This window comes from Saccharothrix saharensis (assembly GCF_006716745.1).
GTDB classification, from domain to species: Bacteria; Actinomycetota; Actinomycetes; order Mycobacteriales; family Pseudonocardiaceae; genus Actinosynnema; species Actinosynnema saharense.
Window position 1 is genome coordinate 5,765,333 of record NZ_VFPP01000001.1, and the last position, 18,947, is coordinate 5,784,279.

The 18,947-nt window shown below is 72.7% G+C and carries 21 protein-coding genes; 13 read left to right on the forward strand and 8 right to left on the reverse strand.

The genetic code is table 11. The features are described 5' to 3' along the window. The first annotated feature begins 133 nt into the window (after positions 1–133). From FHX81_RS25955 to FHX81_RS25965, 3 genes are all read left to right on the forward strand, one after another. A complete protein-coding gene (locus FHX81_RS25955; protein ID WP_246107974.1) occupies positions 134–538 on the forward strand; it encodes a hypothetical protein in 405 nt (134 codons plus the stop codon). Between the two features lie 145 nt (positions 539–683). Then, on the forward strand, positions 684–1,433 hold the full coding sequence (locus FHX81_RS25960) for a S1 family peptidase (RefSeq protein WP_141980640.1): 750 nt from the start codon (positions 684–686) through the stop codon (positions 1,431–1,433). A gap of 203 nt (positions 1,434–1,636) precedes the next feature. Beyond that, on the forward strand, positions 1,637–2,443 hold the full coding sequence (locus FHX81_RS25965) for an SAM-dependent methyltransferase (protein ID WP_246107975.1): 807 nt from the start codon (positions 1,637–1,639) through the stop codon (positions 2,441–2,443). Between the two features lie 45 nt (positions 2,444–2,488). Here FHX81_RS25965 and FHX81_RS25970 read toward each other — a convergent pair whose 3' ends face one another. Continuing rightward, complete coding sequence (locus FHX81_RS25970; RefSeq protein WP_141980643.1) at positions 2,489–2,926, reverse strand: MarR family transcriptional regulator; 438 nt, start codon at positions 2,924–2,926, stop codon at positions 2,489–2,491. 68 nt (positions 2,927–2,994) lie between these two features. Between FHX81_RS25970 and FHX81_RS25975 the strand changes: the two genes are divergently transcribed. Next, a complete protein-coding gene (locus tag FHX81_RS25975) occupies positions 2,995–3,492 on the forward strand; it encodes a hypothetical protein (RefSeq protein ID WP_141980645.1) in 498 nt (165 codons plus the stop codon). On the opposite strand, the gene FHX81_RS25980 is transcribed toward FHX81_RS25975, so the two are convergent. The 3 genes from FHX81_RS25980 to sodN all read right to left on the reverse strand — a co-directional run bounded on the left by FHX81_RS25980 (position 3,467) and on the right by sodN (position 5,298). Beyond that, the gene (locus FHX81_RS25980; protein WP_141980646.1) at positions 3,467–3,952 is read right to left on the reverse strand and encodes a GNAT family N-acetyltransferase; all 486 of its coding nucleotides are present in this window, start codon (positions 3,950–3,952) and stop codon (positions 3,467–3,469) included. The two genes, FHX81_RS25975 and FHX81_RS25980, sit on opposite strands and share 26 nt — an antisense overlap. Then, complete coding sequence (locus FHX81_RS25985; RefSeq protein WP_141980648.1) at positions 3,945–4,550, reverse strand: histidine phosphatase family protein; 606 nt, start codon at positions 4,548–4,550, stop codon at positions 3,945–3,947. Before FHX81_RS25985 ends, FHX81_RS25980 begins: the two co-directional genes overlap by 8 nt. 328 nt (positions 4,551–4,878) lie before the next feature. After that, positions 4,879–5,298 carry a superoxide dismutase, Ni gene (gene sodN / locus FHX81_RS25990; RefSeq protein WP_073891370.1) on the reverse strand — a complete coding sequence of 140 codons (420 nt, stop codon included), beginning with the start codon at positions 5,296–5,298 and terminating at the stop codon, positions 4,879–4,881. 78 nt (positions 5,299–5,376) lie between these two features. Between sodN and FHX81_RS25995 the strand changes: the two genes are divergently transcribed. After that, positions 5,377–5,709 (forward strand): S24/S26 family peptidase, encoded by a 333-nt coding sequence (locus tag FHX81_RS25995; RefSeq protein WP_281291751.1) that lies wholly within the window; start codon positions 5,377–5,379, stop codon positions 5,707–5,709. Between the two features lie 11 nt (positions 5,710–5,720). On the opposite strand, the gene FHX81_RS26000 is transcribed toward FHX81_RS25995, so the two are convergent. Then, positions 5,721–6,314, reverse strand: a complete 594-nt coding sequence (locus FHX81_RS26000; protein ID WP_141980650.1) for a dTDP-4-dehydrorhamnose 3,5-epimerase family protein — start codon at positions 6,312–6,314, stop codon at positions 5,721–5,723. Positions 6,315–6,601: 287 nt separating this feature from the next. Here FHX81_RS26000 and FHX81_RS26005 point away from each other — a divergent pair, with 287 nt between their 5' ends. The 4 genes from FHX81_RS26005 to FHX81_RS26020 all read left to right on the forward strand — a co-directional run bounded on the left by FHX81_RS26005 (position 6,602) and on the right by FHX81_RS26020 (position 12,201). Beyond that, the gene (locus FHX81_RS26005) at positions 6,602–7,783 is read left to right on the forward strand and encodes an NAD(P)-dependent malic enzyme (RefSeq protein WP_141980651.1); all 1,182 of its coding nucleotides are present in this window, start codon (positions 6,602–6,604) and stop codon (positions 7,781–7,783) included. Positions 7,784–8,006: 223 nt separating this feature from the next. Then, a complete protein-coding gene (locus FHX81_RS26010; RefSeq protein ID WP_141980652.1) occupies positions 8,007–11,174 on the forward strand; it encodes a bifunctional diguanylate cyclase/phosphodiesterase in 3,168 nt (1,055 codons plus the stop codon). Between the two features lie 20 nt (positions 11,175–11,194). Continuing rightward, positions 11,195–11,599 carry a YbaB/EbfC family nucleoid-associated protein gene (locus FHX81_RS26015; RefSeq protein ID WP_141980653.1) on the forward strand — a complete coding sequence of 135 codons (405 nt, stop codon included), beginning with the start codon at positions 11,195–11,197 and terminating at the stop codon, positions 11,597–11,599. Continuing rightward, the gene (locus tag FHX81_RS26020; protein ID WP_141980655.1) at positions 11,596–12,201 is read left to right on the forward strand and encodes a hypothetical protein; all 606 of its coding nucleotides are present in this window, start codon (positions 11,596–11,598) and stop codon (positions 12,199–12,201) included. The genes FHX81_RS26015 and FHX81_RS26020 overlap by 4 nt, the downstream gene beginning before the upstream one ends. Position 12,202: 1 nt before the next feature. On the opposite strand, the gene FHX81_RS26025 is transcribed toward FHX81_RS26020, so the two are convergent. Together FHX81_RS26025 and FHX81_RS26030 are read right to left on the reverse strand one after the other, a co-directional pair. Next, on the reverse strand, positions 12,203–12,916 hold the full coding sequence (locus FHX81_RS26025) for a hypothetical protein (RefSeq protein ID WP_141980656.1): 714 nt from the start codon (positions 12,914–12,916) through the stop codon (positions 12,203–12,205). Between the two features lie 75 nt (positions 12,917–12,991). Further along, complete coding sequence (locus FHX81_RS26030) at positions 12,992–14,545, reverse strand: bis-aminopropyl spermidine synthase family protein (RefSeq protein ID WP_141980657.1); 1,554 nt, start codon at positions 14,543–14,545, stop codon at positions 12,992–12,994. 103 nt (positions 14,546–14,648) lie between these two features. On the opposite strand from FHX81_RS26030, the gene FHX81_RS26035 reads away from it, so the two are divergent. The 4 genes from FHX81_RS26035 to FHX81_RS26050 are packed head-to-tail and all read left to right on the forward strand — an operon-like array spanning position 14,649 to position 17,959. Beyond that, positions 14,649–15,698, forward strand: coding sequence for an ABC transporter ATP-binding protein (locus tag FHX81_RS26035; RefSeq protein WP_141980659.1), 1,050 nt, complete (start codon positions 14,649–14,651; stop codon positions 15,696–15,698). A gap of 49 nt (positions 15,699–15,747) precedes the next feature. After that, positions 15,748–16,353, forward strand: a complete 606-nt coding sequence (locus FHX81_RS26040; protein ID WP_170232466.1) for an ABC transporter permease — start codon at positions 15,748–15,750, stop codon at positions 16,351–16,353. After that, positions 16,353–17,078 carry an ABC transporter permease gene (locus FHX81_RS26045; protein ID WP_425473892.1) on the forward strand — a complete coding sequence of 242 codons (726 nt, stop codon included), beginning with the start codon at positions 16,353–16,355 and terminating at the stop codon, positions 17,076–17,078. Before FHX81_RS26040 ends, FHX81_RS26045 begins: the two co-directional genes overlap by 1 nt. Beyond that, complete coding sequence (locus tag FHX81_RS26050) at positions 17,075–17,959, forward strand: ABC transporter substrate-binding protein (protein ID WP_141980663.1); 885 nt, start codon at positions 17,075–17,077, stop codon at positions 17,957–17,959. Before FHX81_RS26045 ends, FHX81_RS26050 begins: the two co-directional genes overlap by 4 nt. Positions 17,960–18,163: 204 nt before the next feature. On the opposite strand, the gene FHX81_RS26055 is transcribed toward FHX81_RS26050, so the two are convergent. Further along, positions 18,164–18,934 carry an IclR family transcriptional regulator gene (locus FHX81_RS26055; RefSeq protein WP_141980664.1) on the reverse strand — a complete coding sequence of 257 codons (771 nt, stop codon included), beginning with the start codon at positions 18,932–18,934 and terminating at the stop codon, positions 18,164–18,166. Positions 18,935–18,947: the final 13 nt, after the last annotated feature.

Consider the following 18,947-nt stretch of genomic DNA (forward strand, 5'->3'; position numbering starts at 1 on the left):
AGTGCACCCCGACCCGACCGCCGGCTCGCCGAAGAGACTGCTGTGATCATCGCTCCTGGGGCGGTCGAACGGGACACGCCAACCGGGTGGCCTACGATGCGTGACGAGTACTCACGGTGAGGAAAGGTCCAGCGTGTCGACCCAGAGCAAGGTCCCCCCGGCGGTCCGGGCCGCGGGCGCGCTGACCGCGTTGCAGGGCCTGGCCGGGCTGGCCTTCGCGGTCGCGCTGGTGGTGCGGTCGTTCAGCGCGGACGAGTCCGGCGAGGTGCTCGGCGAGGCCGCCTACTTCGCGGTGCTGTCGGCCGGCGTGCTCGCCGCCGGGGCCGGCCTCGTGCTCGGCAGGCACTGGGGGCGCACGCCCGCCATCGTCGTGCAGCTCCTCCTGCTGGGAGTCGCCTGGTACATGTACGGGCCGTCCGGCCGGCAGCTGTGGGGGGCGCTGCTCGGCGGGTACGTCGTGATCACGCTCGTGCTGCTGTTCACCAACCCGGTGCGCCGGTGGGCCCTCGGCGTGGATGAGGACGAAGCGGACGCATAGGGCATCCGGGTCGTTGAGGGCCAATCGGCCGCCGACCATCGTCTGGGTGCTCGCCGACTAACGGCGGGTGGTCGCCGTCACCGGAACAGGTGACGCTGTGCGTGGTGAATTCACCACTCCCTGCGTTCGTTGAGGTGACAACTCCATGCGACTCAATCGCGCCCTGTCCGCGGTGGTCGGAGCCACTACCGCACTGCTGTCCGCGTTCGCGCTGACCACGCTCGCGCCGACCGCGTCGGCCCAGGACACCGGTGGTGTCCAGCCGTACATCATCGGCGGCGGCACGGCGACCGACGCCCCCTGGGCGGCCCGCCTGTTCCGCAACGGCCAGCAGAACTGCTCGGCCACGATCATCGCGCCCACGTGGGTCCTGACCGCCCAGCACTGCGTGGCGAGCTCGGGCACCTACACGTTCCGCATCGGCAGCCTCGACCAGACCAGCGGCGGCACCATGGCCACCGCCACCCAGATCATCCAGCACCCGTCGGTGGACCTCGCGCTGGCGCGGCTGGACCGGTCGGTCGCGGCCACGTACGCGCCGCTGGGCACCACCACCGCCGTGCAGGTCGGCCAGACCGTGCAGCTCTACGGCTGGGGCGCCACGTGCACCAACCAGCCCGAGATCAACTGCCAGGCCCGCTACCTCAAGTACGCCAACACCCGGGTGACCTCGGTCAACGGGCGTGACTACCGGGGTGGCATCGCGATCTCGGTGAGCCGGATCGACGGCATCGCCGCGGGCGGCGACTCGGGTGGCCCGATGTTCGCCACCAGCCCGGTCGACGGCCGCCGCTACCAGGTCGGCGTGGCCTCCACCAGCGACCGCTCGTCGCGGTCGAACTACACCGCCGTCACCCGCTACCGCGACTGGATCCGCTCCTACGCCGGAGTGTGACCGAATTCCCCGGCCGAAGGGGCTGGACTCCCTTCCCCTGCGCGCCGCCCCTTCGGCCGGGGCACCACGCCGTGCGATCGGGTCACCCACCAGTCACAATCACCCTGCGTGTTCACAGATGGCGGATGGACACGAACGGAGTAGCCAGATACGGTCTGGCAGGCGTTCACGCCGCTCCGGGTGCAGTCAGGGTGAGGTGCGCAGTGCAGAACCCCCCGAGGTGGGTGTCGACCAACGGTGATGTCGAGCGCCCCAACGTGGCCCGGCTGTACGACTACTACCTGGGCGGCGCGCACAACTTCGCCGTCGACCGCGAGTTCGCCGACCGCTCCATGAGCGAGATCCCGACCGCCGCGATGGTCCAGCACACCCGCTCGTTCCTGCGCCGGGCCGTGCGGCTGTGCGTGGCGCAGGGCATCCGCCAGTTCCTCGACCTCGGCTCCGGCATCCCGACCGCGGGCAACGTGCACGAGGTCGCGCAGCGGGCCGACCCGACGTGCCGCGTGGTGTACGTGGACAACGAGCCCGCCACCGTCGCGCACAGCCGCACCATGCTGCGCGACAACGAGTCCGCCGCCATCGCCGAGGCCGACATCCGGGACGTGGCGGCCGTGCTGGACGCGCCCGAGGTCCGCGCCCTGCTCGACCTGAGCCGGCCGGTCGCGCTGCTGATGGTGGCGATCCTGCCGTACCTGGCCGACGACGACCGCCCGGCCGAGTTGGTCGGCCGCTACCGCGACGCGCTGCCCGACGGCAGCTACCTGGTGCTCAGCCACCTGACCGCGGACGAGCAGCCGGAGCTGGTGCGCAAGGTGGTCGAGGTGGCCGCGGAGACCGACTCGCCGATCGTGGCGCGGTCCAAGGTCGACGTCGAGGCGATGCTCGACGGGTTCGACCTGCTCGAGCCGGGGCTGGTGCTGGCGACGAAGTGGCGTGGCGAGGGCGAGCCGGAGACCGGGGCGGAGGCCGTGACCTACGGCGCGGTCGGCGTGAAGCGGTCGAACCGCTGAGTCGGCCCCGGGTGCAGGGGTGTCCCGGATCGGGCTCGTCCCGGATCACGCGCGACCGGGCGGCCCGTTGAGCAGCCGGGTCTGCTCCTTGAGCACGGCGATCGTGCGGACCACCCAGTCGCCGATGACCTGCTGCTCCTCCGGGGTGTAGCGCGCGCTCAGCTCGTCCATGGCCGCGCTCAGGCCGGCGAACACCCGGCCGAACGCGCCGGGGATGGCGGTGATGACCACGCGCCTGCGGTCGCCGGGGTCGGGTTCGCGCCGCACCAGGCCCGCCCGTTCGAGGCGGTCCGCGACGCCGGTGACGGCGCCGGGCGTCAGGTTGATCTCCTTGGCCAGCTCGCCCGCCGTGAGCGGGCCCTTGCCGGCGATGAGGGCGAGCGCGCGCTGGTCCACGGCCGTCACGCCCAGCCGCGCGCCCACCGCCTCGTGGAACGCGACCACCGCCGTGCTCAGCTCACGCCCGAAGTCCCGTCCGTCCATGCCGTCACTTTACCGAGCCAAATATTTCAGTACACTGAACTAAAATACTTGGCGAGTGAGGGGCGTTCATGTCGGAGTTCGGGCTCGCGCTGGAGGTGCCGCGGTGGGCGGCGCGGTTCTACCTGCGGCACTGGGCGGTGGTCGTCGGGTTGTCGCTGGTCGCGTCCGTGCAGCGGCTCGTGGTGGTGAACCGGGGCGACCACGTGCCGAGCGGGGTGGCGTTCGCGTCGGAGGTCGTGGTGATGGCCGCGCGCGTGCTGCTGGTGGTCGTGATCTGGCGGTTGGCGACCCGGGGCGAACGCTTGCGGTGGGCGGACGCGCGCGCGTTCGCGACGCGGCACTGGCCGAGCCTGGTGTGGCAGTGCGTGCTGCTCGCGGTGGCGTTCCTGGTGTTCGACGTCGTCGCGGAGCAGGTGGTCGGCGGGCTGCTGCCCGAGTCGGCCCGGCAGGCCTACCTGGCCGTGCTGCTGTTCGTGAAGAACCCGACCGTGATCGCGTTCACGTTCGTCTGGTGGGTGGGGCTGATCCGGCAGGTCGCCGTCAGTCGCCCCGTGCCAGTCCGGTGAGCGCGTCGTCGGTGAGGCGGAAGACGGTCCACTCGTCCATCGGGACCGCGCCCAGCGACTTGTAGAAGCCGATCGCGGGGGCGTTCCAGTCGAGCACCCACCACTCCAACCGCGCGTAGCCGCGGGCCGCGCACTCGTCCGCCAGCGCCTTCAGCAGCGCCCGGCCGAGACCGCTCTTGCGCTGCGCCGGCTGGACGTACAGGTCCTCCAGGTAGATGCCGTGCGTGCCGCGCCACGTGGAGAAGTTGAGGAACCACAAGGCCATGCCGACGACCCGACCGTCCACTTCGGCCACGTGGCCGAACAGGGCGGGCGAGGGGCGGAACAGCGCGTCGTGCAGCTGCTCGGCGGTCAGCCGGCACTCGTGCCGGGCGCGTTCGTACTCGGCCAGCTCCTCGACCAGACCGACGACGGCGGGCACGTCCTCCGGGCGGACGCGGCGGATGCGCGGATCAGTCAACGTCGACCTCCCAGGCGGGCACGTTCAACCGGCGCACCTGCGGGTCGCCGCGCTCGTCGCCGAGCACCGTCGTGCCGGCCGGGTCCAGTCCGAAGTGGACACCCTCGCTCGGCGGCAGGCCGAGCCAGGTGGCGATGAGCACGCGGCTGAAGTGCCCGTGCCCGACCAGCACCACGTCACCGCCGGCCAACGCCTGCCGGACCCGCTCCAGCACCTTGGTGGCGCGCGCGTGCACCTGGTCGTGCGTCTCACCGTCGGGCACGGCGTGGGTCCAGACGGTCCAGCCCGGGTCGGTCTCCCGGATCTGCGGCGTCGTCAGGCCCTCGTAGGCGCCGTAGTCCCACTCGGCGAGGTCCTCGGTGCGCTCGGCGTCGTGCAGCCCGGCCAGCTCGGCCGTGCGCCAGGCGCGCTGCCGCGGGCTCGACAGCACCAGCGCCGCCGGCCGGTCCGTGGCCCGCAACCGCGCCAGCACCGCACCCGCCCGCCGGGCCTGCTGCACCCCGGCGTCGGTCAGGGGCACGTCGGTCGCGCCGGTGTGCCGCCCGCTCTCGGACCACTCGGTTTGCCCGTGCCGGAGCAGGTAGACGTGTGAGGTCACGGCTCGCAGCTTACGGACGGCGCCGGGCCGGCGGCCGGTGGCACCCCGAACGCAGCGGCGCCGGGCCGCGCCCGCGCGACCCGGGCCGGTCGGTCGGCGGCGCCACGGCGGGGCGAGCCCGTCCCCGGTCGGGTGACGCGGGTACCGCGCTTGGTGAGGATCCGTCGGATGAACCGCTCGTTCCGGCAACGCTCCGCGCACGGTCGGCCCATTCCGGGCCGGCGCCGGACGTTCGACTGCGTGCGGGACTGAGCCCGGATCGGGGTGACGTGCGACGGCGCCGGCCGGTGGGAATGCCCACCGGCCGGCGCCGCGTTGGAGCAGGTGATCAGGCCGCGGCCTTGGTCTCCCAGAAGATCTTGTCGATCTGGGCGATCAGGTCGAGCAGCTCCTGGCCCTTGGCGGGGTCCATGGAACCCTTCGCGCCGGACGCGCCGGCCGCCTTGGTGGCCCGGTTGAACAAGTCGTGCAGCTCCGGGTACTTCTCGAAGTGCGGCGGCTTGAAGTAGTCGGTCCACAGCACCCACAGGTGGTGCTTGACGAGCTCGCTGCGCTGCTCCTTGATCAGGATGGCGCGGGCGCGGAACTCGGGGTCCTCGTTCGCCTGGTACTTCTCCTGAATCGCCTTGACCGACTCGGCCTCGATCCGGGCCTGGGCCGGGTCGTAAACACCGCACGGGAGGTCGCAGTGCGCGGTGGCCTCCAGGAGCGGGCGGCGGAGTGAACGGATGCGCGACAGAAGTCGCATCTTTCCTCCCTGACAGTGGATGCTCCGACGTGACGAACCCTACTCCGGGGCCTCGGCGCGAGCAGGTGGAGGTGATCGTTGGCACGGCCGGAAGCCAACCCGTTGCCGCTGGTTCGGGTGGTCGGACCCTCGATGGTCCCGACCCTGCGGACGGGGGACGTGGTCCTGGTCCGCTTCGGGAAACCGGCACGCCCGGGTGATCTCGTGCTGGTCAGGTGGGCGGCGCGGCCCGGGCAGCTGTCGGTGAAGCGGGCCGTCCGACCCGACGGCGGCGGCTGGCACGTGGAGGGCGACAACCCGTTCGCCTCCACCGACTCGCGCGCGCTGGGCGCGGCCGAGGTGCTGGGGGTGGTGCGCGCGCGGCTCTGGCCGCGGCCGAGGGTGCTGGGGCGGTCGGCCCCGGGGGGCTGACCGCGGTCGGCTCAGTGGCTCAGCTTCGAGTACCAGGCCACGCACTCGTCGTACGAGGGCAGCAGCCCGGCGTCCCGCGCCTGGTCGAACGACGGCGCGGCGGCGTCCTTCGGCGACAGCAGCGGCGTGATGCCCGCCGGCCACGGCAGGTCCATCGACAACGGGTGGACGGCGTGCTCGGCGGTCGGGTTGAACCCCTCCGAGCACAGGTACGAGGCGACCGTGCCGTCCTCCAGCGCCATCAGGGCGTGCCCCACCCCCTCGGGCAGGTACACGGAGTTGAACACCCCCGCCGACAGCTCCACCGCGTCCCACTCGCCGAACGTGGGCGAGCCGACGCGCAGGTCCACCACGACGTCCAGCATGCGGCCGCGCGGGCAGTGCACGTACTTCGCCTGCCCCGGCGGCGTGTCGGCGTAGTGGATGCCCCGCACCACACCCCGCCTGGACTCGCTGTGGTTGGTCTGGGCGACCCTCAGCGGGTGCCCCACGGCCGCCGTGAACACCGCCTCCTGGTACGGCGCGACGAACAAGCCGCGATCATCGGGGAACACCGAAGGGGTGAACTCGAAAGCGCCGGAAATTTTCAACTCACGCACCTGCATGGGGCACACCCTAAGACCCGCCGGCTCTTGACCGATCCTGCCTGCGGAAACTGACCGGTCGGTGCAGAAAACCGGACGTACGTTCTGTGGCACTACCTCTGACCTGCGGAAAAAGTGTGATCCCCGCCGCAGACAGCGCCCGGCGACGCTGCCATGCTTGCCCGCACACCGCCCCCGAGAGCCGCCCCGCCGACCGCGTGGACGACTCCGCAGACAGGCCCCGTCGACCCGCGTGACAACGCCGGTCCCGGTGCGCCGCAGGTATCGCGCACCGCAGGAGGACTTCCGTGACCGCAGTCAACGACCCAGTGACCACCGAATTGAGCGACGAGGAAATCTTCCGCGCACACGAAGGCGGAAAGCTGGCCGTGGGCGCGACCGCGTCGCTGGCCGACCCGCGCGCGCTCTCCATCGCCTACACGCCGGGCGTGGCCCGGGTCAGCCGGGCCATCGCGGACGACCCGGCCCTGGCCGCCAGGTACACCTGGGCGCACCGCCTGGTCGCCGTGGTCAGCGACGGCACCGCCGTGCTCGGCCTGGGCGACATCGGCCCGAGCGCGTCGCTGCCGGTGATGGAGGGCAAGGCCGCGCTGTTCAAGACCTTCGGCGGTCTCGACTCCATCCCGCTGGTGCTGGACACCACGGACGTGGACGAGATCGTGGAGACCCTGGTCCGGCTGCGCCCGTCGTTCGGCGCGGTCAACCTGGAGGACGTCGCCGCGCCGCGCTGCTTCGAGCTGGAGGCCCGGCTCATCGAGGCGCTGGACGTGCCGGTCATGCACGACGACCAGCACGGCACCGCGGTCGTGGTGCTGGCCGCCCTGCGCGGCGCGAACACCGTGCTGGGCAAGGACGTGGCGAACCAGCGCGCGGTCATCTCCGGCGCGGGCGCGGCCGGTGTGGCGTGCGCGAGGATCCTGCTGGCCGCCGGCATCGGCGAGGTCACCGTGGTCGACTCCCGCGGCATCGTGCACGTCGGCCGGGACGGGCTGAACCCGGTGAAGGCGGAGCTGGCCGAGGTCACCAACGCCAGCGGCCTGCGCGGCGGCATCGCCGAGGCGCTGCGCGGCGCGGACGTGTTCGTCGGCGTCTCCTCGTCGAAGGTGCCCGAGGACCTGATCGCGAGCATGGCCGACGACTCGATCGTGTTCGCCCTGTCCAACCCCGACCCCGAGGTGCACCCGGACGTGGCCCGCCGGCACGCCGCCGTCGTCGCCACCGGGCGCAGCGACTTCCCGAACCAGATCAACAACGTCCTCGCGTTCCCCGGCATCTTCCGCGGCGCGCTGGACGCGGGCGCGAAGAGGATCACCGAGGGCATGAAGCTCGCCGCCGCGGACGCCATCGCCGCGGTCGCCGCCGACGACCTCTCGGCGGACCGGATCGTGCCCAGCGCCCTGGACCCGCGGGTCGGCCCGGAAGTGGCCGCGGCCGTGGCCTTGGCAGCGGCCGAAGACGGAGTAGCCTGACCCCAAGTCGGAGTTGGGAGAGCTCCGGCCGCATCCGTCCGTACCCGTCAACGGGCATCGAAACCGCTAACGAGTTGTTTCGTTAGCCCGTTGAGGGGTGGGCGATGACGCTCCGAAGCGCTACCGTCCCTCTCCTCGGGTGAATATTGCCCGTGGAGAGGGACGCCGTCTTTGGGTGCGGTCGGGCCGGTCATCCCTGCCGTAGACACGGGAAGGTGGGACCGTGCCCAAGCGGGTTGGACGCGCTCCGGTGGTGCTCGACCCAGCACGCCCGGAGAACGGCGACGTGACGCTGGACGGCATCGCCCTGCCCGAGGCGCCCACGCTGCTGTGCGACCTCAAGGGCGTGGTCATGCGGGCCGGCGCCGCCGCGGTGGCGCTCACCGGGGCTCGGTCCGCGGACGACCTGGTCGGCCGGTCCCTGGGCGAGCTGCTGCTCGGCGGCCCCGACGACCTGCGGCTGCACCGGGCCGACGGCTCGCTCCTGCCGGTCCGCGTGGTGCGCACCCAGGTGCCCGGCACCGGACTGCACGCCGTGCTGCTGGTCGACGTCTCCGACCTCGCGCAGGCCGCCGAGGACCTGCGCGACGAGCAGCGCAGGCTGCGGACCGTGCAGCGGGTCGCGCAGATCGGCTCGTGGGAGTACGACCCGGACACCGGCGTGACGGTCTGGTCCGAGTCGCACTACGAGATGATGGGTGTGCGGCCCGGCGACGTGGTGCCCGGCGCGCAGGCAGTGCTGGACGTCGTGCACCCCGACGACTACGAGATGGTCGCCCGCTACTGGGCCAACCGCGAGCTCGACGGCAACCCGATCGACATCGTCTACCGGATCATCCTGCCCGGCGGCGAGCAGCGCTGGATCCGCGGCGTCGCCGAGGCGAAGGTCAGGTCCGACGGCCGGACGCAGTTCATCACCGGCTACATCCGCGACATCACCGACCAGTGGCGGTCCGACCGCGCCCTGGAGACCGAGCGCGTCCGGCTGCTGGAGGCCCAGCGCATCGCCCGCATGGGCAGTTGGAGCTTCGACGTCGAGTCCGGCGCCGTGCACCGCAGCGAGGTGCTGCTGGAGATGTACGACGAGCTCGGCGTCGACCCCAACGACCAGCTGCTGGCCGTGCACCCCGACGACCGGGCCGCGCTGGAAGGCCTGATGCAGCGGGCGCAGGACGGCAGCACGGTCGAAGCCGAGGTGCGCAACGAGGACGGCGACCGCGTGTACGTGTGCCGGGCGCGGGCCGAGTTCGACGGCGGCAAGGTCAGCACGCTGCACGGCACCGTCCAGGACGTCACCGAGGCCCGCGCGCTGGAGCGCCAGCTCCGCGACGACCGGCGCCGGTTGGCCGACGCGCAGAAGGCCGCGCAGCTCGGCGTGTGGGAGTGGGACCTGCGGACCGGCGACGTGGTGTGGTCGGACATGCTGCACGAGCTGTTCGGCGTGCCGCTCGACGAGCGCACCCGCTACCAGACCTACCTCGACCTGGTGCACCCCGACGACCGGGGTTGGGTGGACGACCTGTGGCAGCAGTTGGCCACCGAGGAGGTGCCGATCCAGCTCGAGCACCGGATCGTGCGCCGGGACGGCCGGCAGCGCGTGTTCCGCTGCTACGGCGTGGTGGTCAAGGGCCCGGACGCCTTGCCGCTCGCGGTCGGCACGGCCCAGGACATCACCGAGCAGCGGGCCGCCGAGACGCGGATGAAGCGGTCGAGCCAGCGCTTCGCGGACCTGGTGTCGCTCACGCCGGTCGGCATCGGCCTGTTCGACGAGGGCGAGCGGCTGGTCGACGCCAACGACGCGCTGTGCGACCTGCTCGGCATGGACCTGGAGCAACTGCGCGGCATGACCGCGAGCGCGCTCACCCACCCGGACGACACCAGCGGCGGCCTGCCGTCCATCGACGAGATGTCCGCGCCGGACGCCGAGCGCACGCACAAGATCCCGCAGCGCGTCCTGGTCCGCCCCGACGGCGTGCAGGTGTACTGCGAGCTGCACATCGCGCTGTCCGTGCAGGACGACGGCCGCCGGTTCTGGCTGATCGTGTTCCAGGACATCACCGAGCGCCGTCGCACGGCCGAGGCGTTGCGGCACCAGGCCACGCACGACGAGCTGACCGGCCTGCCGAACCGGGCGCTGGTCAAGGAGATGCTGGGCGAGCTGCTGGAGTCGCCCGCCCGGTCCGGGGTCGCGGTGCTGTTCTGCGACATCGACAACTTCAAGCGGGTCAACGACTCGCTCGGCCACGACGCGGGCGACGAGCTGCTGGTGGCGTTGGCGCGGCGGTTGGAGGACGGCCTGCCCGAGGGCTGCACGGCGGCCCGCCTGTCCGGCGACGAGTACGTGATCATCTGCGAGGACCTGGACCGGGTCGGCGGTGTGGACGCGCTGGCCACGAAGGTCGCCGGGCTGCTGCGCACGGCCGTCCCGGTGCACGGGCAGCTGGTCCGGGTGTCGGCGTCGATCGGCGCGGCCGTGCCGAACGGGTCCCGCGCCACCGGCAACGACCTGCTGCGCTTCGCCGACGCGGCGATGTTCGAGGCCAAGCGGGCCGGCGCGGGCCGGGTGTCGCTGGCCAGCGCGGCGCTGATCGCCTCGGCCGACCGCCAAGTGCACCTGGAGGGCCAGCTGCGCGAGGCGTTGCAGCACGACGGCCTGGCGCTGCACTTCCAGCCGGTGGTCGGCGTGGACGGCGCGGTGCAGACCGCGGAGGCGCTGGTGCGGTGGCCGCACCCGGACCGCGGGCTGCTGCCGCCGGACATCTTCCTGCCCGTGGCCGAGCAGGGCGACCTGCTGCGCGAGCTGGACCGGTGGGTGCTGCGGACCGCTCTGAAGGAGGCTTCGACCTGGCCCGAGCCGGGTGGCAAGCCGGTGTCGGTGGCGGTGAACCTGGCCGGTCTCGTGCCGGGTGACCCGGAGTTCGCGGACATCGTGGCCGACGCCATCGCCGAGGCGGGCATCCCGTGGGACCGGGTGGTGCTGGAGCTGGTCGAGACCGCGCTGGTCGACCTGCCGTCCCGGGTGCGCCAGGCCATGGGTGAGCTGGTGGAGCGCGGCATCCGGTTCGCCGTGGACGACTTCGGCACCGGCTACTCGTCGTTGGCGCGGCTGAAGGACCTGCCCGCGCAGATCATCAAGGTCGACCGGCGGTTCGTCTCCGGCGTGGGCAGCGACTCGTCGGACTTCGCGGTGGCGAAGGCCGTGGTCGACATGGCCCGCGCGATGGACCGCAAGTGCGTGGCCGAGGGCGTGGAGACCGCGACCCAGTTCCACGTGCTGCGCGGCATCGGCGTGGACACCTACCAGGGCTGGCTGTTCTCGCGCCCGGTGCCGCCCAAGGAGTTCCGCGCGGTGCTGGCACTTGGCCCGTTGCACATCCCGCGCGCCGGTTGATCGGCGATACTGGCGTCCCGATGGACGCCACGAACCCGCAGCGGATGATCGCCGACCTCGAAGCCAGGGCCCGGGAGCTGGCCGAGCGGTCCCGTGAGCTGCGGGACCGGATCGGGCGCGCGCAGGCCACGCAGCGGTCGGCGGACGGCGTGGTGACCGCGACGGTCGCGCCGAACGGGTCGTTGCGGCACATCGAGTTCTCGCCCGCCGCCGGCGAGTGCACGCCCGCGCGGCTCGGCGAGGTCGTGCTGGAGACCGTGCGGCGGGCGCAGGAGCAGGCCGCGCGGCAGGTCGCGGCGGCGGTCGGCGGCACGGCGGCGCTGGAGTTCCTGACCGGCTCGGAGACCGTGCCGGCGCCCGACGAGCCGCCGCTGCCCCGGAGCTTGCGCGCGCCCGACGACGAGCCGGGGACGACGCCTTCGTGACCGGTTTTCCCGTGCTGGAGTCCGACACGCTCGAAGCCGACCTCGGCGTGCCCCCGGCGGACGTCGACCCGTTGGTGCTGCTCGACGTGGCCGGGCTGGGGTGGCTGGTCGAGCAGGTGGGCGTGCTGCGGGAGCCGCTGGACTGGCTGGCGGGCCACGGCGAGCGGTTCGAGGACGCGGTCGCCACCTGGCGGCAGGTGGCGACGACGTTGGACGGCATGGCGCGGCGGCGGTCCGGCGGGTGGCTGACCGGGGAGATCGCGGCGATGAGCCGGTCGTGCGCAGCCGTGGCGTCGCACGTGGCCGAGGTGCGCGCGATCACCGCCGCGGTCCACGGGGTGTTCCGCGACGTGGTCGCGCTGTTCGTGCGGGAGGTGCTGGGTCACGCCACCGTGGCGCTCGCGGCGGCGGAGCTGACGGCCGACGCCTCCCTGGCCGAGTTCGCGGCGTGGGCGGTCGGGCGCGGCGGGGTGGTGCTCGACCGGATCACCCGGCGGCTGGCCGACCTCGGGCAGGTGATGGTGCGGATCCTGGCGGCGCTGAAGGCGTTGTTCGGCAAGGCGCGTGACATGCTCGGGACCATCACGCGCCTCGGTGGGTGAGTCAGCCCCACTGCCCCTGCGGGCCGGGGGCGCCGGGCGGCGGCCCGCCCATCGGAGGTCCGGCCGCCGGGTTCGGCGGCGTCGTCGGCCTGGCCCCGCGCATCGCGCGCCCCACCGGCGGCACCGTTGCGACCAGGCCCGCGGCCAGCCACAGCACCAGCGCGATCGCGGGCATGATCCCGACGGCGGGCGGGAGGGCCGACACGACGTCGGTGAGGAGGAGACCGAAGTGCACCGCGGCCAGCACCGAGATCGCCACCAACCCCCAGCGCACGCCCGGCACCCGCGCCATCAGCAGCACGGCGAGGACGAGCGCGAGCACCGGCAGCACGAACGAGACGGTCGCGGCCACGTCGAAGCTGCCGTAAGAGCGCGGGAACGGCGGCATCAGGATCGCGCCCCACAGGTCCAGCGCGAACCCCGACCGGCTCGCCAGCCCGATCGACCCGACCAGGGACAGCAGCACGCCAGGCAGGTACAGCAGCCCGGCGACCACCGGCACCGCCTTGCCGGGCGGGCGCGGCGGCCGGAGCTGCCCGGGGAACGGCGGCTGCCCGGGGAACGGCGGCCCGCCGTGGGGCGGCTGACCCGGGAACGGTGCCTGACCCGGATGCGGTGGCCGGCCCTGGTACGGGCCCTGGCCCGGCGGAGGGGGTGGGGGTGGGCCGGGGAACTGCTGCGGACCCGGCTGCGGGCCGGGGTGGGGATGACTCATGCGCGCCTCCGGGTTCGATCGGGAAACTACCGCCGGAGGCGCCCTCGACGTGGGCGTTCGCCGAATCCCGGCCGGCTAGTGGGACGCCGACTCGCGGATGAGCGGCAGCAGCTCCGCGATCCGGTGCCGCGGCAGGTCGATCAACCGCAGCTCCAGGTCGTCGTGCTCGCCGATCCGCTCCCGCGCCTCCCGCTTGGTCATCGCGCCGCGCGTGGCCGTGATCAACGCCTCCCGCCACACGTTGCCCAGCTTGCCGTGGGCCCGCATCAGCACCTCGCGCACGGCCAGCCCACCGACGTCCAAGGTGCCGGCCAACACCTGGTCCGCGACGACGACGCAGTGCTTGCCGTCCGGAGTGGACCGCAGGAACCGCAGCGCGAACCTGGTGCCCACCAACGACGTCAGCTCCTGCTGGCCGGCGGCGGACGCCACGTTCGGGTGGTTGTTCGGCACGAGCGCCGCCATCCGGCCGGGCGAGCACGCGAGCAACGTCCGCAGCAGCCACGGCCCGGGGTCACCGGACAGGTCCACCGCCAACGACGCCGCGCCCTTGCCGATCGGCTCGGCCCACCCCGGCGCGCGCGGCTTCGGCGGCGGCGAGGACTCCGGCCGCGGCGCGAGGTCGACCAGCGCGGCCAACGCCGTCGAACCGGGGCCGGTCGCCTCCACCGACTGCGGACCGTGCGTGTAGATGGCCGTCTTCGCGGAAGCGGGTGACGCCGAACGGCGGGACGTGGGCCGGCACACGTACAGGTCGGCCGCGCTGCCGATGGCCTGCGCGCCGTCGAACCGGTGGAACGCGGGCAGGATCGCCTCGAACACCAACCCGAGCCGCTGCAACTCCTGCTGCACCTTCAACCCCAGCGCGGGTGTCCGGTCGCTGAAACCGTACGCGAGCAGCACCCGCCCGCGGCCCGGGTCGGCCAGGCACTCCACGGCCCGCCCGGCGAACAGCCCCATGCCCTCCGGCGTGTACGGCGGGTCGCTGAACACCAGGTCCGCCGACTCCAGCACGGCGGGCGGCAGGCCGAACCGGAAGTCCGCGTGGATCGTCCGCACCGGCCACCCGCGTTCGGCGGCGCGCCGCGCGATGTGCTCCAGCAGCCGGTCGTCGACGTCCACCACGACGACCTCGACCTCCGGGTTCACCGCGCACACGGCGAGCGACGTCAGGTCGTGGTCGCCCAGGCACAGCAGCGTGCGGCCGGCCAGGTCGTACGTCGTGTCCAGCCACAGCGCGCGCTTCAGCGCCGTTTCCGCCGTGGCCTGCACGTGGTCCAGCGCGGCCAGCGGCGCCGGCACGCCGGCGATGTCGGCCAGCACGGACCGAAGCTGGGCGGTGTGCCGCGACACCAGCGCGTCCACCGGGTCCGGCAGCTCGTCACCCGCGCGGAACCCCGCGTAGTCGGCGGCCCTGGCGGGCGCGAGCCGGAACCGGTCGCCCTTCGCTTCCAGGTCGTCGCCGACCGCGGTCAGCACCTCCTGGACGGTGCGCCGGGGCACGGCGGGAAGCCGAACCAACTCGGCCAGGGTGTGCCAGTCGGTCGCGAGCAGGTCGAGCACGCGCCGCAGCTTGCGGGCGTGCGGGCCGCGTTCGGCGAGGAGTGCTCGCACCAGTTCGGTCGCCACAACCGGTGCAGCCTACTGACCGGATGCTGAAACGCCGTGCCGCGGTCGGACTGACGGGCTAGGGTCGTTCGACGCTTGATGCCCAACGGCAGGAGGACCACGGGTGATCGAGTTCCGCGACGTGACCAAGCGGTTCGACGACGGGACCACCGCGGTGAACGGCCTGGACCTGGTGGTGGAGGCGGGCACGATCACCGTCTTCGTCGGACCGTCCGGTTGCGGCAAGACCACGTCCCTGCGCATGGTGAACCGGATGATCGACCCCACCTCCGGCACCGTCCTGGTGGACGGCAGGGACGTGCTCGGTGTGGATCCGCCCACACTGCGGCGCGGGATCGGGTACGTGATCCAGCAGGCGGGCCTGTTCCCGCACCGGACCGTGCTGGACAACGTGGCCACCGTGCCGCTGCTCACCGGCTGGACGCGCCGCGCGGCCAGGGCACGCGCCGCCGAGCTGCTGGAGCTGGTCGGCCTGCCCGCCGAGCTCGGCCGCCGCTACCCCGTGCAACTGTCCGGCGGCCAGCAGCAGCGCGTCGGCGTGGCGCGGGCGTTGGCCGCGGACCCGCCGGTGCTGTTGATGGACGAGCCGTTCAGCGCCGTCGACCCGGTCGTGCGCGAGGGCTTGCAGGACGAGCTGCTGCGGCTGCAGGCCGAGCTGGACAAGACCATCGTGTTCGTCACGCACGACATCGACGAGGCCATCCGCATCGGCGAGAAGGTCGCGGTGATGCGGACCGGCGGCCACCTGGCCCAGTACGCGCCACCGGCCGAGCTGCTGACCCGCCCCGCCGACGACTTCGTGGCGAGCTTCGTGGGCAAGGACCGGGGCTACCGCAGGCTGTCCTTTCTGGACGCCTCCGGCGTCGAGGTCTCCGACGCGCCGACCGTTCCAGCGGGTGCCGCACCCGAGTCCTCTTCGGACTGGCGACTCGTCGTGGACGCCGACGGGCGACCTCAGGGTTGGATCGCACCGGACTCGTCGGTCGTGCCGGGCGGTTCGCTCTACGAGGTGGGCGCGCCGATCCGGGGTGCGCTCGACGCCGCCCTGTCGTCGCCGTCCGGCCTCGGCGTGGCCGTCGACGCCGAAGGGCGACTGGCCGGCGTCCTGACCGTTCGGCAGGTGCTGGACGTGATCGAGAGCCGCCGTGGGTGACATCCCGAAGTACCTCGGTGACGCCGGCACCAGGGCGGCGCTGCTGGACATGCTGCTCGACCACGTCTACCTGTCGCTCGTGCCGCTGGTCGTGTCGATCGTCCTGGCGATCGTCCTGGGGCTGCTGTGCCACCGGTTCCGCCGGGTCAACGCGACGCTGGTCGCGCTGTCCAACGTGGTCTACACGATCCCGTCGCTGGCGCTGTTCGCGATCATCCCCGCGGTCATCGGCACGCAGGTGCTCGACCCGTTGAACGTGATCATCGCGCTGACCGTCTACACCACCGCGCTGCTGGTCCGCCCGGTCGCCGAGGCGCTGGCCGCCGTGCCCGCGCACGTCACCGCCGCCGCCACCGCCATGGGCTTCCGGCCGCTGCGCCGGTTCCTGACCGTGGAGCTGCCGCTGTCCGTGCCCGTGCTGGCGGCCGGGGTGCGGGTCGGCTCGGTCAGCAACATCAGCCTGGTCAGCGTGGGCGCGTTGATCGGCACGGGCGGCCTGGGCACGTTGTTCACCGACGGGTTCCGGCAGCGGTACCTCGCGCCGATCATCGTCGGCATCGTGCTGACGCTCGTGCTCGCGCTGGTCGTCGACCTGCTGCTGGTGCTGCTGCGCGACCGGCTGACGCCGTGGGCGAGGGCGGGGGGCAAGCCGTGATCTTCGCCGACGCGTTCGCGTGGCTGGTCGACCCGGCCAACTGGTCGGGCGGCAAGTCGATCCCGGTGCGGATCGGCGTCCACCTGCTCTACTGCCTGGGCGCGGTGCTCGGCGCCGCCCTGATCGCCGTGCCGCTCGGCCTGTTCGTCGGGCACACCGGGCGCGGCGGTCTCGTGCTGGTGGGCGGCAGCAACGCGTTGCGCGCGCTGCCCACGTTGGGCCTGGTCACGTTCCTGTACCTGGTCGCGGGCGGCGGCACGGCCGGTGTGCTCATCGGTCTCGTGGTGCTGGCCGTGCCGCCGATCCTGGCCGGCACCTACGCGGGCATCCAGGACGTGGACCGCGGGGTCGTGGACGCCGCCGGCGGCATGGGCATGACCGGCGCGCAGCGGCTGTGGCAGGTCGAGGTGCCCAACGCCATGCCGCTGCTCGTCGGCGGCCTGCGCAACGCCATGCTGCAGGTGGTGGCGACCGCGTCCGTGGCGGCGTACGTGGGTGTCGAGACGTTGGGGCGTCCCCTGTTGGACGGCCTGCGCGTGCTCGACTACGGGCAGTTCGTGGGCGGGGCGATCCTGATCGCGCTGCTCGCGGTCGTGCTGGACGTGGTGCTCGCGGTCGTCGGCAGGCTCGTCGTGCCGGCGGGCCTGCGGCTGTCGGGCACGACGCGGTCCAAGAGGCGTCGGACCGAACCGGCGCCCGTCGAATCCGGAGGAAGTACGGCATGAAGCGCACGTTGGCCGTCGTCGTCGCGGCGACCGCCCTGGTCGTCTCCGCGTGCGGGTCCAAAGAGGACCTGGGCGGGAGCGGCCAGCAGGCCGCGTCGGGTGAGGTCGTGGTCGGTTCGGCCGACTTCACCGAGAACAAGATCCTGGCCGAGATCTACGCCGGCGCGTTGCAGGCGACCGGCGCCAAGGTGACGGTGAAGTCCGGCATCGGCGCACGCGAACTGGTCGTGAAGGCGTTGCAGGACAAGTCGCTCGGCGTCGTGCCGGAGTACACGGGCAACCTGCTCAACTACTTCGACAAGACCAACGCCACCACCGAGGCGGAGGAGGTCTACACGGCGCTGAAGGCCAAGACCCCGTCCGGCCTCGAGGTGCTGGAGAAGTCCGACGCGGAGGACAAGGACGTCCTGGTCGTCACCAAGGCCACCGCGGACGGCGGCGTGAAGTCCATCGCCGACCTCGGCTCCGGCAAGTACACCCTCGGCGCCGCCGGCGAGTGGGCGCAGCGCTGGGAGGCCAAGATCAACGAGCTGTACGGGGTCACGTTCACCGAGATCAAGACCACCGACGCGGGCGGTCCCATCACGGTCGACGCGCTGAAGAACGGCACCGTCCAGGTCATCAACCTCTACACCACGTCCGCCGACATCAAGGCGAACGACTTCGTGGAGCTGGACGACCCGAAGGTCATGTACCCGGCCCAGAACATCGTCCCGCTGCTGCGCTCGGACGCCGTCGACGCCAAGGGCAAGGACGCCCTGAACAAGGTCTCCGCCGCCCTGACCACGGAGAAGCTGGCCGACCTGGTCAAGCGCGTCGACGTGGACAAGGAGACCATCGCCAACGTCGCCGCCGACTTCCTGAAGGACGTCAAGCTGTAGCCCGATCGCGTCTCACGCGCCCCGTCGGCCCCGGCCGGCGGGGCGCCGTGCTGCGGGGGCGGTGGAACCGGACAACTTGTGCCGAGCTGGCGATGCGTTCAGTATTTGCCCATGTTCAGTGAAGATGAACATGGGCATTTTTTGAACAGTCGCATCGAAGAGAGCGGGCGGACGCAACTCGGATGAGCGACACGGGGCCGGCCCTCAGGGACGGCCGCCGATGCGGGTGGTGAGTTCCTCCGCCGCCCGCAGCGCCTCGGCCGCCAGCTCCGGCCACGTCTGGCCGCACTCCACCTCGCACACGTGCCGGAACGTGACCGTGATCGCCGCGATCGGCCGCTCGCCGTGGTCGAACACGGGGGCCGCGACCGAAGCGAACCCCGCCGTCACGTAGCCGTCCTCCACCGCCCAGCCCCGCCGCCGCTCCACGGCCAACAACCGCCGCAACGCGGGCAGGTTCCGCGGCCCCCGCCCCGTCCGGTCCACGAACGGACCCGGGAACAGCGCCCTGACCTGCGCCGCGGGCAACCGGCCCAGCACCGCCCGCCCCGACGCGGTCAGGTGCGCGGGCAGCCGCACCCCCACGTCCGACACGATCGTGGTCGGCTGCCGGGGTTGCTCCCGCACCAGGTACAACGCCTCCGACCCGTGCAGCACGCCGAGGTGCGCGGTCCGCCCGACCGCGTCCACCAACCGCCGCAGCACGGGCCGCGCGAGCCGCTCCAGCGGGTCGTGCCGCAGGTAGGCCGACCCGAGCTCGAACGCGGCCACGCCGAGCCCGTACCGTCGCTCCTCGGGGAAGTGGGTGGCGAACCCGGCCGCGGTCAGCTCGGCCAGCAGGTGGTAGGTCGTCGACCTGGGCAGGGACAGCTCCCGCGCCACCGCCGCCGCCGACAGCGGGCCGGGTCTGCTCGCCAGCAGCCGCAGCACCGCGAGCCCCCGGCGCAACGCCGGCACGTCGCTGCTGCCTCCCACGGAACCCATTCTC

Excerpts from the sequence above, each read along its gene's own strand:
- FHX81_RS25960 (WP_141980640.1), top strand. The coding sequence starts at position 684 with ATGCGACTCAATCGCGCCCTGTCCGCGGTGGTCGGAGCCACTACCGCA.
- FHX81_RS26000 (WP_141980650.1), bottom strand. The coding sequence starts at position 6,314 with ATGCAGGTGCGTGAGTTGAAAATTTCCGGCGCTTTCGAGTTCACCCCT.
- FHX81_RS26015 (WP_141980653.1), top strand. The coding sequence starts at position 11,195 with ATGGACGCCACGAACCCGCAGCGGATGATCGCCGACCTCGAAGCCAGG.
- FHX81_RS26040 (WP_170232466.1), top strand. The coding sequence starts at position 15,748 with ATGCTGCTCGACCACGTCTACCTGTCGCTCGTGCCGCTGGTCGTGTCG.
- FHX81_RS25970 (WP_141980643.1), bottom strand. The coding sequence starts at position 2,926 with ATGGACGGACGGGACTTCGGGCGTGAGCTGAGCACGGCGGTGGTCGCG.
- sodN (WP_073891370.1), bottom strand. The coding sequence starts at position 5,298 with ATGCGACTTCTGTCGCGCATCCGTTCACTCCGCCGCCCGCTCCTGGAG.
- FHX81_RS25975 (WP_141980645.1), top strand. The coding sequence starts at position 2,995 with ATGTCGGAGTTCGGGCTCGCGCTGGAGGTGCCGCGGTGGGCGGCGCGG.
- FHX81_RS26050 (WP_141980663.1), top strand. The coding sequence starts at position 17,075 with ATGAAGCGCACGTTGGCCGTCGTCGTCGCGGCGACCGCCCTGGTCGTC.
- FHX81_RS26025 (WP_141980656.1), bottom strand. The coding sequence starts at position 12,916 with ATGAGTCATCCCCACCCCGGCCCGCAGCCGGGTCCGCAGCAGTTCCCC.